Genomic DNA, 13,788 nt, shown 5'->3' with positions numbered 1-13,788 from the left:
CAGTTACTGCAGCGAGCTGATAGAGCTGGGGCGAAAGGATGCCTTGGCCAAGAAGCGGGAGCTTTGCCAGTTCCTGGGGATTTGAGGTTGCCGGCGATAGGGCCGGATCGGCCTACTCGGCTATCTGCAACTTGCGCGCCTGGGTATACACGTACCGCACCTTCTCGTACTCGAACGGCGAGTTGAGCTGGCCATAGCGGAATTTGGTGCTGTAGCGCTTGTCCACCACGCGCAGCACGGAGATTTCCGGGTGGTCGCTGCTGGCTTCGGCCACGTTCAGGTAGTTGATCGCCTGTTCGCCTGCATAGTCCACCACCAGCCCGGTGGTATCGCGCAGGTTCGAAGGCCCCAGCACCGGCAGCATCAGGTACGGCCCGTCCGGTACGCCATAGAAGCCCAAGGTCTGGCCAAAGTCTTCACTTTGCCGCGGCAGGCCCATCTTGGTGGCCGGGTCCCAAAGCCCACCCACGCCGATGATGGTGTTGAACATGAGCCGCGCGGTGATCTCGGCCGAGCGCTTGGCCTTGAGCTGCAACACGCTGTTGAACAGGTTCGGCACGTCGCCCAGGTTGTTGAAGAAGTTGGTCACCCCGGTGCGCACGAAGCGCGGGGTGACGTACTGGTAGCCGCTTACCATCGGCAGCAGCACCCATTGGTCCAGACGGTAGTTGAAGTGATAGACGCGCCGGTTGATCGACTCCAGCGGGTCGTACACGTTCAGCGCTTGCAGGGTGGAGCGCTCGAACTCGCGCTGGTCCAGCCCCGGGTTGAATTTCAGCTCACGCAGCGGGTCGAGGAAACCATCGGTCTCGGGCGCCAGTGGCGCTTCGGTGACTTGCGGGTCGGCCTCGACCACGCTGGCCCGGGGGGCGGTTTCGGCAGCCAGGGCGTGGCCGGCGGCGAACAGGGCAGTGGCGAAGAGGAGTTTGTTAACCACGGAAGAACTCCAGCATGGCGTCACTGTTGACGCGGTAATTGAGGTTGCCGCAATGGCCGCCATGGGGGTAAAGGGTCAGACGCTCACCGAACACCTTGCGCAGGAAGCCGATGTCACCAGGGCCGAGGATGACGTCGTCGGCGTTGTGCATCACGGCGATCTTGTCGCTGCTGCTCAGGTAGTCTTCAAGTGCATACAGGCTGACCTGGTTGACCAGTTGCAGGATGCTGTTGCCGTCGGTCCGGGCGCGCCACATGGGGATGACCTGCTCGGTCATGTAGCAGTCGAAGTCGCACTGCAGGGCACGCTTGAAGAATGGCGTGAGGCTGCTGCCCTCGGTGATCGGGAACTTCGGCGGAATGATCAGGCCGCGGCGGTTGATAAGGTCCGAGGTGAACGCAATGTCGGCCGCCGAGAAGCGGAACGAGGTGCCGATCAGCATGGCCATCTGCTCGTTGGACAGGTGCTGGCGCGACTGCTGGAAGTCGTACAGCAAGGCCTCATTGAGGTCGATGTAGCCCTTGTCCTGGAAGTAGCGGGTCAGCTTGGCCAACATCAGTTCGTAGAAGGTGGTGCTGCGGTCGATGCCCTTGACCTGGGTCTGCACCAGTTTGTCCAGGTTGTTGATCGAGGTGTACAGGTTGACCGGCGGGTTCAGCAGCAGTACGCGCTTGAAGTTGAAGCTGCGGCGGGTTTCGTCCAGGTGGCTGACAAAGGCAGCGTCGAGTGCGCCCAGGCTGTAGCCGGTGAGGTAGAACTCGCTGATCGGCAGGCGCGGGTGCTGGGCGCGCACGGCCTGCATCACCCGGTACATGTCTTCGGCATCCTCCTGGCTGACGCCTGGGGTGGCGAAGCGCGAGGCGGCGCTCATGAAGTCGTAACTGGTTGGCGACGACAGCTGCACCACGTGGAAGCCGGCCTGGTAGAACAGCTTCTTCAGGTATTCGTTGATGCTGCTGGTGTAGGGCGCACCGGTGCCGGCGATGATGAAGATCAGCGGCGCCTCGCGGTCCTGGCGGGCCAGGCGGTACTTGAGCTTTTTCACCGCCCAGAAATTGTCCGGCAGAGTGAATTCACGGTCCGGGCGCAGGTTGAGGCTGTAGTCGGACTGGTTGATTTCGTCATCTTCGGGCAGGGTGGGGCGCTGGTCCGGTGGCGTGGTGGCGATGGTTGCCTCGAACGGGTTGGTCAAGGGAAAACCATAGCTCGCGGCGTCGATATCCCGCGCCGAAGCGGCCACAGCCATGAGCAGGCCACCGAGCAAGGCAGCGAGGCGCAAAGATCGAAGCATGTAATCCCCCAAAAGAACGCAAGGTCGAGCAGTGTGCAGGCTAGGACCACAACGGGCCGGGCAAAGTTGCCAGGTGCGGTGGTCTTTGGTGTGCTTGTTATCTGCAACATAGCTGCAGGGAGGTGATTTTGCCTTACAACTGGGCATAAGCGATCATGGATGCTTTCGATTACCGCTATTGGAGAGCTGGATGTCTCGTTCGCTGCCGGCTGCGCTGCTTGTGCTGTTTCTGGGGCTCTGGCTTGCTGCCAGTTATGGTGTGCGCTATGGGCTGATGGAGGACGGGCAGTGGGTGGGGCTGTGCACGGCGCCGGCGGCGTACTGGCAGTGTGAGGTGCGGTCGTTGCTGGGGTTGGGCATTCATCATCAGGTGATGGCCTGGAGCGGGCTGGCGCTGGCGCTGCTGGCGCAGGTCGTTGCCGGCCGTGGCGGCTGGTGGCTGGCGGTGGTGGCGTTGGTGTTCGCGGTGCCGGCACTGGTGCTGTATACCGCCAGCATTGCCGTGTTCGCGCTGGTGCTGGCGGGGTTGCGGTTGGTCAGGTCGCCGGATCAAGGCTGAAAGGGGCCGCTTTGCGGCCCATCGCAGGCAAGCCAGTTCCCACAGGGACCGCGCCGATTTCATAGGCAGCATAACTCCTGTGGGAGCTGGCTTGCCTGCGATGGAGCGCGAAGCGGTCCCAAGGATATCAGGCCGGGCGCAGCCGCAAGCTCCGCCACAAGGCTGCGGTCATCAGCACACTGACCACTGCCCACCCCCAGGCCTGTTGGTTCTCCAACCCTTCCACAAACAACTGCGGCGCCACCCCGGCACCGACGATGAACGCCAGTAACGCCACCTCCGCACGCCGCGCCCGCACCGGCCACACTGCAAACACCAGCGCCGGCAACGCCAACGCCGCGCTGGGGAAGCTGCGGTAGCGTGGGTCGAACACCATCGCCAGCATGCTCACCGCCGCGGCAAAACCCGCCGCCAGCAACAGCCAGCCGGCCCGCGCCTGCAACCAGGCGTACAGGCGCTCGCGCCAGCCCGCGCGCCGTGCCAGGGCCAGCACGGCATGGGCCAGCACCTGCAGGTTCAGTCCTGCCAGCAGCACCGCCCACAGCCACTCCCCGGCAAAACGCGCATGGGTGCGCATCAGCTCGCCCCAAAGCCCCAGGCAGCCTGCCCCAAACGCTGCCAGCAACGGCAGCAGCATGGCTGCCGCCGGGGTGGCGGGGCGCCCGGCAAGCATCAGCATCACCACCGTCAGCACGGCACTGGCCAGCAACCACTGCGGCCAGTAAGGCAGGTTGCTCACCGGCCCTTCGAGTATGCCCTTGTCCTGCCGGTCGGCATCGTAAAGCCCCCAGTAACCACCAACCGCCCCTTCATTGGCGCGCTTCCATGGCTGGTCGAACGCCTCGATCAGGTTGTAGTGCCAGCCGTTGCTTTCGGCCATGGCCACGAACCCGCGAATGAAGCGCGCCTCGTTGACCCGGCTGGGCTGTGCGGTTTCGCGCTGGCGGCCTTCGCTGGGCCAGCCGGTTTCGCCGATCAGAATGTCCTTCGGCGCGAAACGCGTGCCGAACACCCGGCGCACATCGGCGACGTGGGCCAGGGCTTCGTCGATGCCCCGCGGGTCGTCTTCCCAGTAAGGCAGCAAGTGAATAGTCAGGAAGTCCACCGCAGGCGCTACCTGCGGGTGCTGCAACCAGAATTCCCACACATCGGCGTAGGTTACCGGCACCTTGACCTGGCTTTTCACCCGTGCGATCAGCGTGGCCAGGTGTGCGCCGGTCACCTCCTTGCGCAGCAGCGTCTCGTTGCCGACGATCACCGCACTGACCACGTCGGGGTTGGCATTGGCGGCGGCGATCAGTAGCTCGATTTCTTTCTCGGTGTCGGCCGGGTGGGCGTTGACCCAGGCACCCAGCATCACTTTCAGGCCATGCTTGCGTGCCAGCGCCGGGATTGCCTCAAGACCGGTCTGGGAATAGGTACGGATGCACTGGAAACGCTCGGCCAGCAACGCCAGGTCGGCATCCATGCGGGCCGGGCGCAGGCGCAAAGGCTGGTCGTAGGGCGACTGGTCCTTGTCGAACGGGGTATACGAGGCGCATTGCAGCTTGTGCGTCGGGCTGGCCGCGTCCGGCAGTTGCACCGGCTTGCCAAGCCCGTACCAGAGCCCTCCGAGCCCGAGCAGGGCGAGCAGGCAGGCAAGCAGGTACAACGGCAGCAGCAGGCGGGTAGAACTGGGCATCGGGCGGTCCATCGTCAGGCGCAAAAGGGTAGATAGTAGCCCGGCGCCAAACTTTTGGCATGCAAGGATCGCGCAGGGCGGCATAGGCCGATGGCGCTAATGGCATAGTGCTGTCGCATATGGGGCGGATATAGGTCGTAGCTGGAGCAGGTCGACTATTGTTGCAGGACCATGATGCAAATTCCGAGACCTGACGAGGGGATGCTTTGATGGCTGCTAATACAAAAATGCGACGTTTCCTGGGTGTGGGTACTGCCATGGTACTGGCCATGGGCGCGGCACAGGCAATGGCCAAAGAAGTCAGCATTGGTTACGTGGATGGTTGGGCTGACAGCGTGGCGACCACCAACGTGGCTGCCGAAGTGATCAAGCAGAAACTCGGCTACGACGTGAAGTTGCAGGCCGTTGCCACCGGGATCATGTGGCAGGGCGTGGCCACCGGCAAGCTCGATGCCATGTTGTCGGCCTGGTTGCCGGTAACCCATGGCGAGTACTGGGCCAAGAACAAGGACAACGTGGTCGACTACGGCCCGAACTTCAAGGACGCCAAGATTGGCCTGATCGTCCCTGAGTACGTCAAGGCGGTGAGCATCGCCGACCTCAAGACCGATGACACCTTCAAGCAGAAGATCGTCGGCATCGACGCCGGCTCCGGCGTAATGCTCAAGACCGACCAGGCAATCAAGGACTACGACCTGACCGGTTACAAGCTGCAGGCCAGTTCCGGCGCGGCGATGACAGCAGAACTGGGCCGTGCCTATGCCAAGCAGCAGTCGATTGCGGTGACCGGCTGGGTACCGCACTGGATGTTCGCCAAGTGGAAGCTGAAGTTCCTCGAAGACCCGAAAGGCGTGTATGGCGCCGCGGAAACCGTGAACAGCATCGGCAGCAAGGAACTGGCCACCAAGGCACCGGAAGTGGCGGAGTTCCTGAAGAAGTTCAACTGGCAGTCGAAGGACGAGATTGGCGAAGTGATGCTGGCTATCCAGGAAGGCGCCAAGCCTGAAGCGGCGGCCAAGGACTGGGTGGCCAAGCACCCTGATCGCGTGAAGGAGTGGACTGGCAAATAACAACCTGTCAGGGCCAGTTTTGCTGCTTCGCGGGTGAACCCGCTCCTACAGGGATATCACTGCCTTCCGGGCTGGTGATGCCCCTGTGGGAGCGGGCGTGCCCGCGAATGGGCCATCACTTTGTTACGCAACCGGTAAAACACCGTTGCATCTAAGACTAAGGTCGTCTGGTTGGCGTCCGATAGCCGCATAAAGTAAGGGTCGTGGGTTCCACCCCTATCTGTGCTGCTAGGACAAAAACAATGAACGACAGCATTTACCTCTCGATACAAAACAGCCCCCGCTTCAAGGAGCTGGTCACCAAACGCGAACGGTTCGCCTGGATTCTCTCGGCGATCATGCTCGGCCTGTACTGCGCCTTCATCCTCCTGATCGCCTACGGTCCTCAGATCCTGGGCACCAAGCTCAGCCCTGAGTCGTCGATTACCTGGGGTATTCCCCTGGGCGTCGGCCTGATCGTCTCGGCATTCGTCCTGACCGCCATCTACGTACGCCGCGCCAACGGCGAATTCGATGAGCTGAACAAGGCCATCCTGAAGGAGGCGCAACAATGATTCGCCACGCCAAAGCCCTGGCCGTACTGGCCTGCGGAGCCTTCGCACCCGCCGTGTGGGCCGCCGATGCCCTGACCGGCGAGGTGCAGAAGCAACCGCTGAACGTCTCCGCGATCGCCATGTTCGTGGCCTTCGTCGCCTTCACCCTCGGTATCACCTACTGGGCCTCCAAGCGCAACAAGTCGGCGTCGGACTACTACGCCGCCGGTGGCAAGATCACCGGCTTCCAGAACGGCCTGGCGATTGCCGGTGACTACATGTCGGCCGCCTCGTTCCTGGGTATTTCTGCACTTGTGTTCACCTCTGGCTACGATGGCTTGATCTATTCGATCGGCTTCCTGGTCGGCTGGCCGATCATCCTCTTCCTGATCGCCGAACGCCTGCGCAACCTGGGCAAGTACACCTTCGCCGACGTGGCCTCGTACCGCCTCGGGCAGAAGGAAATCCGCACCCTGTCGGCCTCCGGTTCGCTGGTGGTGGTGGCGTTCTACCTGATCGCGCAGATGGTCGGTGCCGGCAAGCTGATCGAGCTGCTGTTCGGCCTGGACTACCACGTGGCGGTGATCCTGGTGGGTATCCTGATGTGCCTGTATGTACTGTTCGGCGGCATGCTGGCCACTACCTGGGTACAGATCATCAAGGCCGTGTTGCTGCTGTCCGGTGCCAGCTTCATGGCGCTGATGGTGATGAAGCACGTGGGCTTCGACTTCAACACCCTGTTCTCCGAGGCAATCAAGGTGCACGCCAAGGGCGAGGCGATCATGAGCCCGGGCGGCCTGGTCAAGGACCCGATCTCGGCATTCTCGCTGGGCCTGGCGTTGATGTTCGGTACCGCCGGCCTGCCGCACATCCTGATGCGCTTCTTCACCGTCAGTGACGCCAAGGAAGCGCGCAAGAGCGTGCTGTACGCCACCGGCTTCATCGGTTACTTCTACATCCTCACCTTCATTATCGGCTTTGGCGCCATCCTGCTGGTCAGCACCAACCCGGACTTCAAGGACGCCGCTGGCGCCCTGCTGGGTGGCAACAATATGGCAGCGGTGCACCTGGCCAACGCAGTGGGTGGCAGCGTGTTCCTCGGCTTCATCTCGGCTGTTGCCTTCGCCACCATCCTGGCGGTGGTCGCCGGCCTGACCCTGGCCGGTGCCTCAGCGGTGTCCCACGACCTGTACGCCAGTGTATGGCGCAAGGGCAAGGCCAACGACAAGGACGAGATCCGCGTGTCGAAGATCACCACCGTCGCCCTGGGCGTACTGGCGATCGGCCTGGGTATCCTGTTCGAGAAGCAGAACATCGCCTTCATGGTCGGCCTGGCGTTCTCCATCGCGGCCAGCTGCAACTTCCCGGTACTGCTGCTCTCGATGTACTGGAAGAAGCTGACCACCCGCGGTGCCATGATCGGCGGCTGGCTGGGCCTGGTGAGCGCGGTGACGCTGATGATCCTCGGCCCGACCATCTGGGTGCAGATCCTCGGCCACGAGAAGCCGATCTACCCGTACGAGTACCCGGCTCTGTTCTCGATGCTGATCGCCTTCGTCGGTATCTGGTTCTTCTCGGTCACCGACAAGTCCAAGGCTGCCGAAGACGAACGTGCGCTGTTCTTCCCGCAGTTCGTGCGTTCGCAGACTGGCCTGGGCGCCAGCGGGGCGGTATCCCACTGATCCGGCACTGACGCTTCAGCAAAACGCCCCGCTTGCCGGGGCGTTTTGCTGTCCGGCACACCAGGCGGGATGTCGTTGGGAAATTTCAACAATTCGCTCGGAGGGTTCCCGTATTTTCCTTGTGGGTAAGTGCGAATAATCCAACCTGTCAACGGCGCTTTGCCTGATTGACTCTCAATCAAAAGCTTATGTCTACAGGTTTCCAGGAGATCTATTCGTGAAAGCATTCATGCTGGCACTTCCCTTCGTTGCACTCGTTGCCGGCCAGGCCATGGCCGGTGACCCGATCGAGAAACAGGTGCTCATCACTGCCACCGTGCCCACCGCCAACTTCTACGTCGAACCCGTCGGCGGCAACTGGATGAACGACCCGCAAGAGATGGCCTGGAACTCGTTTCAAGGCAACCTGACCCCCGTTCGCAAGCAGCTGCAGGCCAAGAGCACCATCGGCCCGATCACTGCCCACCTGCTGTCGCCGGCCGTGGTCAGCAGTGGCCTCGACGCCATCGACCTGGACGTGAAGATCGGCACCACCATTCTCACCACCAGCGCTGCAGAAATCCTCACCGAGACCGAGGCTGCGCCGGGTGCCATCGTCGACTTCGAAGTTGCCGCGCAGGTTCCGGCCGGTGGCTACAAGCCAGGCAACTACCAGGGCCTGGTCAGCATGATGTTCGAAACCGCCGCGCCCTGATTCGTCCTTACGTTTCTTATCCCTTCATCCGTTGTTGCTCATCTTCACCCCTTGGGTCGCGCCGGGGGTGAAGGCGGCGTCTTGCTTGCAGACAGGGTCATGGCCTTTTCCTCAACTACAAAGACTTTGCTGCTGACCGCATGCTTTGCCGTGCTCCCGGTCGCTGCCCTGGCTTCTGAGAATGCGATGGGCGTGGTCAGCCAGGCCCAGGGGCTGCCACGGGAGTTTGAAGAGCACTTTTTCGACGTGCCGCTGGCGGTGCGGGTGGATCTGGATGGCCGCTACCTGGGCGATGCCATGGTGGTGCTCAGCCGCGACGAGCGCGTGCAACTGCTGGAGTTCACCGACCATTTCGACAGCCGCGAGCCAGAAACCCTGCGCCGCCGCTGGCAGGAGCGCCTGGCATCGGGCCGCCCCCTGGGCGACTGCAAGCGCGACTGCCCGGATGGCTTGCGCGCTATCCACTACAGCCTGGTCAACTCGCAGCTTTCCTTGCTTACCCATGCCGCCGAGCTGGCCGGCGACGCACCGCGCTACCATGCCTTGCCCGACCAGGGCGGCGGGCTGCTGCTGCGCAACCAGCTCAACCTGGTCAGCGATGGCCGCGATACCAGTGGCCTGTTTTCTCTGGCAGGCCAGGGCAGCCTGGGCAACTGGACTACCCTGGGCGATGCCCAGTTCGACCGTGGCAGTGCGAGCAACCAGCAGACCCGCCACCGGGTCAGCCAGCTGTACGCCGAGCGCCTGCACGATGAACATTTCTTTCGCCTGGGCTACTTCACCCCGGGCGTGCAGGGCCTGACCCGACAGCCGCGGCTGCTCGGGCAGAGCCCCGATACCACGCTTGGCCTGATGTTCGGCAGCAGCGACAGCCTGCTGATCGACAATGGCCAGCCCAGTTCGACGCCAATCTACGTCACCCCCAACCGCCCCGGCGTGGTGGAGATCTACCGCAATGGCTCGCTGATCAACAGCCAGCCGGTGCAGCCTGGCTTGCAGACCCTGGATACCCGGGTGTTGCCAGGCGGCATCTATCAGGTCGAAGTGCGCCTGCTGGAAGATGGCCAGGAAACCGCCCGCACCGAAGAGTTCGTCTACAAGCCCAACAGCTGGCGCAACCCCGACAGCCGCTGGCGCTACAACCTGTACCTCGGCCAGCAGGCCAGCCTGCTCAGCAACTGGGACGAAGACCATGCCGACAGCCTCAGCGCCGGTGTCATTGCCAACTACCTGCTGCACCCGCGGGCAATCCTCGGTCTGTCCGTGCAGCAGGTGGACGAAGCCATGCAGTACGGCACCTCGCTGGACTGGGACGTGCTCGACCGCCTCAAGTTCTACGGCAACCTCTACCGCACCGAAGACCAGGGCAATGGCTACGACCTGCAGGTGATCCACAACCATGATCTGGGCTCGCTGGTGTTCAGCCACAGCCGTTCCTGGCTGGAAACCGTCAGGCGCCCGACCCACAGCCAATTCGTGCGCTACGAGGAACAGAGCCAGACCTCCATGTTGTTGACCCACCGCCTGAACAACCGCAGTACTGCCACCATTCGGCTGGCCCACAGCTCGGGCGCAGCCGACGGCGTCGGCATCGACCTGGGCTGGTCGTACTACGGCAAGTTGCTGGGTTCCGACGCCAACTGGCGCCTGAGTCTGTTCGACCGCCCCGGCACCCGCAGCAGCGGCGACACGCGCAGCCGTGGCGTCAACCTGACCGTGAGCATGAGCCTGGGTGGCCCCGGCGAGCGCATTGCCGCCAGCATCGGCAGCCGCACCTCCCATGATGGCGGGCGTGACCAGAATGCCTCGTTGTCCTACCAGCGCGACGTCGACCTGGGTGTTGTGCGCAGCCTTGGCGGTACCGTGACGGCGGACCGTTATGGCGCCGGTTTCGGTGGCGATGCCCAGTTCCAGAACGAGGTGCTGTATGGCGACGCCTATGCGCAGAGTTCGTCCTACAACGGTGAGATCAGCGCCGGCCTCAACCTGCAGAGCATCGTTGCCGTGGGCGAGGGCAAGCTGGCCATGACCGGCCAGTACCTGCCCCACGATGCCGGGCTGATCGTCGATGTCGAGAGCGACATCGACGGCCTGGCCCTGCGTGCCGACGACCAGTACGGGCTGAGTGCCACGCTGCACCCCGGTCGCAACCTGATCCCGGTGGGGGCCTACAAATCCGGCTACGTGCAGTTCGATCTCGACGGCGATAACGAAGCGGCGGCGGTGATCCAGCCGACCAGCTTCGACTACCACCTCAACCGCGGAGGCGTGGGTTATCGCAAGTTGCGGGTGATGCGCACGGTGACTGTGCTGGGGCGCCTGCTTGACCGCCATGGCCAGCCGATGCAGGGCGCGCAGGTGCTCAATCACGCCAGTCGTGGCGTCAGTGAAGCTGGAGGGCATTTTGCCGTGGAAATGAGTGAGTCAACGCCGACGCTGGAGGTGCGCAAGGGAGGGCAGGCGCTGTGCCTGCTTGAACTGGCGCTGACGCAACTCGAACGCGAGGGCGATGTATTGCTGGCAGGCGACCTGGCTTGTGAGCCGGGCAATATCGCTCGGATCGGGTCGGTACAAATGGAGGACAAGGGTTGAGCGAGTGCCTGAACAACAGAGGGGCGTCCCGACTGTCCTGGGGGTTATGGCTGTTGCTTGGCCTGGCCGCTGCCGGGCGAGAGGCTGTCGCCCTGGAAGCGCTCGTCAGCGCCGAGTACCTTGGGGATGCTTCGGGACGCTTCGAGAACACCACCCCGCTGGCGGCCTACTGCCAGCGCTGGTCTGCAGACTGCCGGGAAATGCGTGCCATGCAGCTTCCCATCACCTACGACCGCACGACAATCAAGAACAGCGGCGATGTACGTGACCATTTCTACGTTCAGTTGCCTTCAGCCCGGACGGTGGACGTGTTCAACAGTACTACCGGAGAGTCCCATCGCCTGAACTTCGAGTTTCTTGGCGTCAGTCAACAGGTTCAGGGCACGCCCGAATTACGCGTCAATCCTGTGTGGACCTACAACGTCAGGGGAGGCTGTTCGTATCGGCAGACATTCGGCTATGCCAGCCGCCCTTATGCCACGCATTACCTGTGGCTGGTACGCGACCCGAAGTCACCCGCCGGTTGCTACTCCATTCATGATGCGATGTCGACTGGGTATACGGTCAAGACTTCGGTCAGCAACATGGGCATCGCGTATCGGCTGACCATGCCCGAACCCAGTCGAATGAAGCCCGGCTTTTATACCGGTAGCCTGACCTACAGCATCGGGCCAGGTGGCGATTTCGACTTCGGCAATGGTGTCAGCGCTATCAATGGCAATAGCCTCACATTGAACTTTGAACTCGATGTGCAGCATGCCTTCGTCTTCGAGTTTCCCCCTGGGTCAGACCGGGCCGTGCTGGAGCCGCCAGGTGGGTGGAGTGCCTGGCTGGGAGGCCGGGGCGCGCCCCAGCGGTTACAGCGGGATGTTCCGTTTCGGCTCTGGTCCACAGGCCCGTTCAAGGTCTACAAGCTTTGCCAGCAATACCAGGGCAGTGGATGCGCCATCCGCAGTAGCGACAACCATAGCGTGCCAGTCGCCATTGCCTTGAGCCTGCCGGGGGGCATTCAGCACCAGGGCAAGCCGGTACAGAGGCTGGAACTGCCCACCGGCCGTGCCGCGGCATTGGCGTTCGAATCGGTGACACCGGTACTCAACCGCCCCGGGCAGTTGCATTTCACGGTGGGCCCAGAAGATGTCAAGGCCATGCTGGGCCACCCCGGCAGCCGCTATGAGGGCCTGGTGACGGTGGTGTTTGACGCAGAACTATGACCGGAAGCTTGTCTTTAGGAAGTTTCCTCAAGCGATAGGGAAATTTCCTGCATTTTGCGTGCGAGCAAAAGACCACAATCGATCCATTGATGCTGATTGGCTATCAAGGGCTTTCTGCTATGAGGACTCTGTCGTGAAACCACTTCGCTATTTCTGCCTGGCTTTGGCGCTGTTGCCGTGCATGGCCCATGCAGCGCCGGAGCTGAACGTCGGCGGGCTCTACGATTACCTGGAGGAGGGCAAGAGCACCTTGCTCAAGCGCGTACGCAATGGCGGTGATTCCACTGCCTTCGTCAAGGTCAGCGTGGTCGAGCTGGTGTATGACGGCAGCGCCGCCCCTCGCGAAGTGCCCCTCGACGGCCTGGCCCTGGAGCAGCGGGGCCTGGTGGTCAGCCCGGCACGGCTGATCGTGCCGGCGCGTGGTATGCAGGCAGTACGCCTGTTGTACCGCGGCGAGCGTGACAAGGAGCGCTACTACCGCCTGCGTTTCATCCCGGTGTTGCCGGAGCTGGGCGACGGCTTTGCCGTCAGCGAAGCCGAAGCCGAGCAGTACCGCGACAGCCTCAAGGCCGGCGTCAACCTGCTGGCCGGCTACGGCACGCTGCTGTTCGTGCGCCCCGACCAGACCCGCTATGAAACGCCGATCCGTCGTCAGGCTGGCGCGTTGACCGTGACCAACCAGGGTAACGCCACCGTGGTGCTCGACCACTTCCGCCAATGCCAGGCCCAGGATCAGGTTTGCGAGCCGGCCACCAAGCACCATCTGCTACCCGGGCGCACCCGCAAGTTCGAAGGCCAGGCCGCCAAGGTGCACCAGTTCGAGCTGCAGGAAGGGAGCGAGCGCAAGGCCATGGTGCTGGAAGGATGAGCCCCGCTGCTGCAGCGTATCAGCCAGGCGAGGTGGGCGATGCATAGAGCACTGGTCGTCGACGACCACCCCTTCATCCGCTCCACGGTGTGCATGCTGTTGCGCCAGGAGCGCCTGCAGGTCATCGGCCAGACCGACAACGGCATCGATGCGGTGCGCATGGCGCGCGAGCTGGCCCCCGATATCATCATCCTCGACATCAGCCTGCCCGGGCTCGACGGCATGGAGGTGATCGCCCGGGTCAAGCGCCTCGAACGCCCGGTCAAGACCCTGGTGCTGACCTCGCACCTGGCAGAGGCGTATTCCCTGCGTTGCATGCAGGCCGGGGCTGCCGGTTTCGTCTCCAAGACCAACGACCTGGGCGAGCTGAACAAGGCGGTACGTGCGGTGCTGTCCGGGTTTACCTATTTCCCCGACGTGGTCATGAGTTCGGTGCACAGCCACGAACTGCATGCCACCGACGCCCAGCGCATCGCCAGCCTCAGCGACCGCGAGCTGATGATCCTGCAGCACCTGGCCCGTGGCCTGAGCAACAAGGCAGTCGGCGAGGCCATGCTGCTGAGCAACAAGACCGTCAGCACCTACAAGGGGCGCCTGCTGGAAAAATTGCGCCTGAACTCGCTTATCGACATGGCGGATTTCGCTCGTCGCAACCAGCTGATCTGAA

General features: G+C 62.8%; 12 protein-coding genes. 9 read left to right on the top strand and 3 right to left on the bottom strand.

Annotated features, from left to right (window positions below):
- Positions 1–112 precede the first annotated feature (112 nt).
- Positions 113–856: a VacJ family lipoprotein gene (locus ACLCGK_RS11090; RefSeq protein ID WP_043936071.1), complete on the bottom strand. Its 744-nt coding sequence runs from the start codon at positions 854–856 to the stop codon at positions 113–115.
- 73 nt (positions 857–929) lie between these two features.
- The gene (locus tag ACLCGK_RS11085; RefSeq protein WP_410951999.1) at positions 930–2,228 is read right to left on the bottom strand and encodes a serine/threonine protein kinase; all 1,299 of its coding nucleotides are present in this window, start codon (positions 2,226–2,228) and stop codon (positions 930–932) included.
- 190 nt (positions 2,229–2,418) lie between these two features.
- Here ACLCGK_RS11085 and ACLCGK_RS11080 point away from each other — a divergent pair, with 190 nt between their 5' ends.
- A complete protein-coding gene (locus ACLCGK_RS11080) occupies positions 2,419–2,787 on the top strand; it encodes a hypothetical protein (RefSeq protein ID WP_274298021.1) in 369 nt (122 codons plus the stop codon).
- Between the two features lie 127 nt (positions 2,788–2,914).
- Here the strand turns inward: ACLCGK_RS11080 and ACLCGK_RS11075 are convergent, their stop codons facing one another.
- Positions 2,915–4,480 (bottom strand): beta (1-6) glucans synthase, encoded by a 1,566-nt coding sequence (locus ACLCGK_RS11075; protein WP_410951998.1) that lies wholly within the window; start codon positions 4,478–4,480, stop codon positions 2,915–2,917.
- A gap of 197 nt (positions 4,481–4,677) precedes the next feature.
- On the opposite strand from ACLCGK_RS11075, the gene ACLCGK_RS11070 reads away from it, so the two are divergent.
- The 8 genes from ACLCGK_RS11070 to ACLCGK_RS11035 all read left to right on the top strand — a co-directional run bounded on the left by ACLCGK_RS11070 (position 4,678) and on the right by ACLCGK_RS11035 (position 13,787).
- Positions 4,678–5,538, top strand: coding sequence for a glycine betaine ABC transporter substrate-binding protein (locus ACLCGK_RS11070; RefSeq protein ID WP_054573879.1), 861 nt, complete (start codon positions 4,678–4,680; stop codon positions 5,536–5,538).
- Positions 5,539–5,780: 242 nt separating this feature from the next.
- Entirely contained in the window at positions 5,781–6,092 is a 312-nt protein-coding gene (locus tag ACLCGK_RS11065; protein WP_003260090.1) for a DUF485 domain-containing protein, read from the top strand.
- The gene (locus tag ACLCGK_RS11060) at positions 6,089–7,753 is read left to right on the top strand and encodes a cation acetate symporter (RefSeq protein WP_013971432.1); all 1,665 of its coding nucleotides are present in this window, start codon (positions 6,089–6,091) and stop codon (positions 7,751–7,753) included. Before ACLCGK_RS11065 ends, ACLCGK_RS11060 begins: the two co-directional genes overlap by 4 nt.
- Before the next feature lie 217 nt (positions 7,754–7,970).
- The gene (locus ACLCGK_RS11055; protein WP_096010055.1) at positions 7,971–8,447 is read left to right on the top strand and encodes a CS1 type fimbrial major subunit; all 477 of its coding nucleotides are present in this window, start codon (positions 7,971–7,973) and stop codon (positions 8,445–8,447) included.
- A gap of 99 nt (positions 8,448–8,546) precedes the next feature.
- A complete protein-coding gene (locus ACLCGK_RS11050; protein ID WP_410951997.1) occupies positions 8,547–11,039 on the top strand; it encodes a TcfC E-set like domain-containing protein in 2,493 nt (830 codons plus the stop codon).
- Positions 11,036–12,253: a hypothetical protein gene (locus ACLCGK_RS11045; RefSeq protein ID WP_410951996.1), complete on the top strand. Its 1,218-nt coding sequence runs from the start codon at positions 11,036–11,038 to the stop codon at positions 12,251–12,253. The genes ACLCGK_RS11050 and ACLCGK_RS11045 overlap by 4 nt, the downstream gene beginning before the upstream one ends.
- Before the next feature lie 181 nt (positions 12,254–12,434).
- A complete protein-coding gene (locus tag ACLCGK_RS11040) occupies positions 12,435–13,121 on the top strand; it encodes a pilus assembly protein (protein WP_096010084.1) in 687 nt (228 codons plus the stop codon).
- 39 nt (positions 13,122–13,160) lie between these two features.
- Complete coding sequence (locus ACLCGK_RS11035) at positions 13,161–13,787, top strand: response regulator transcription factor (RefSeq protein ID WP_096010053.1); 627 nt, start codon at positions 13,161–13,163, stop codon at positions 13,785–13,787.
- Position 13,788 lies beyond the last annotated feature (1 nt).

The sequence above is a fragment of the Pseudomonas sp. S1(2024) genome, from assembly GCF_046557535.1.
This window is presented reverse-complemented; position numbering and strand designations above follow the sequence as displayed.

Coding starts and splice junctions, on each gene's coding strand:
- ACLCGK_RS11085 (WP_410951999.1), bottom strand. CDS start 2,228: ATGCTTCGATCTTTGCGCCTCGCTGCCTTGCTCGGTGGCCTGCTCATG.
- ACLCGK_RS11070 (WP_054573879.1), top strand. CDS start 4,678: ATGGCTGCTAATACAAAAATGCGACGTTTCCTGGGTGTGGGTACTGCC.
- ACLCGK_RS11080 (WP_274298021.1), top strand. CDS start 2,419: ATGTCTCGTTCGCTGCCGGCTGCGCTGCTTGTGCTGTTTCTGGGGCTC.
- ACLCGK_RS11050 (WP_410951997.1), top strand. CDS start 8,547: ATGGCCTTTTCCTCAACTACAAAGACTTTGCTGCTGACCGCATGCTTT.
- ACLCGK_RS11065 (WP_003260090.1), top strand. CDS start 5,781: ATGAACGACAGCATTTACCTCTCGATACAAAACAGCCCCCGCTTCAAG.
- ACLCGK_RS11060 (WP_013971432.1), top strand. CDS start 6,089: ATGATTCGCCACGCCAAAGCCCTGGCCGTACTGGCCTGCGGAGCCTTC.
- ACLCGK_RS11075 (WP_410951998.1), bottom strand. CDS start 4,480: ATGGACCGCCCGATGCCCAGTTCTACCCGCCTGCTGCTGCCGTTGTAC.
- ACLCGK_RS11040 (WP_096010084.1), top strand. CDS start 12,435: ATGGCCCATGCAGCGCCGGAGCTGAACGTCGGCGGGCTCTACGATTAC.
- ACLCGK_RS11035 (WP_096010053.1), top strand. CDS start 13,161: ATGCATAGAGCACTGGTCGTCGACGACCACCCCTTCATCCGCTCCACG.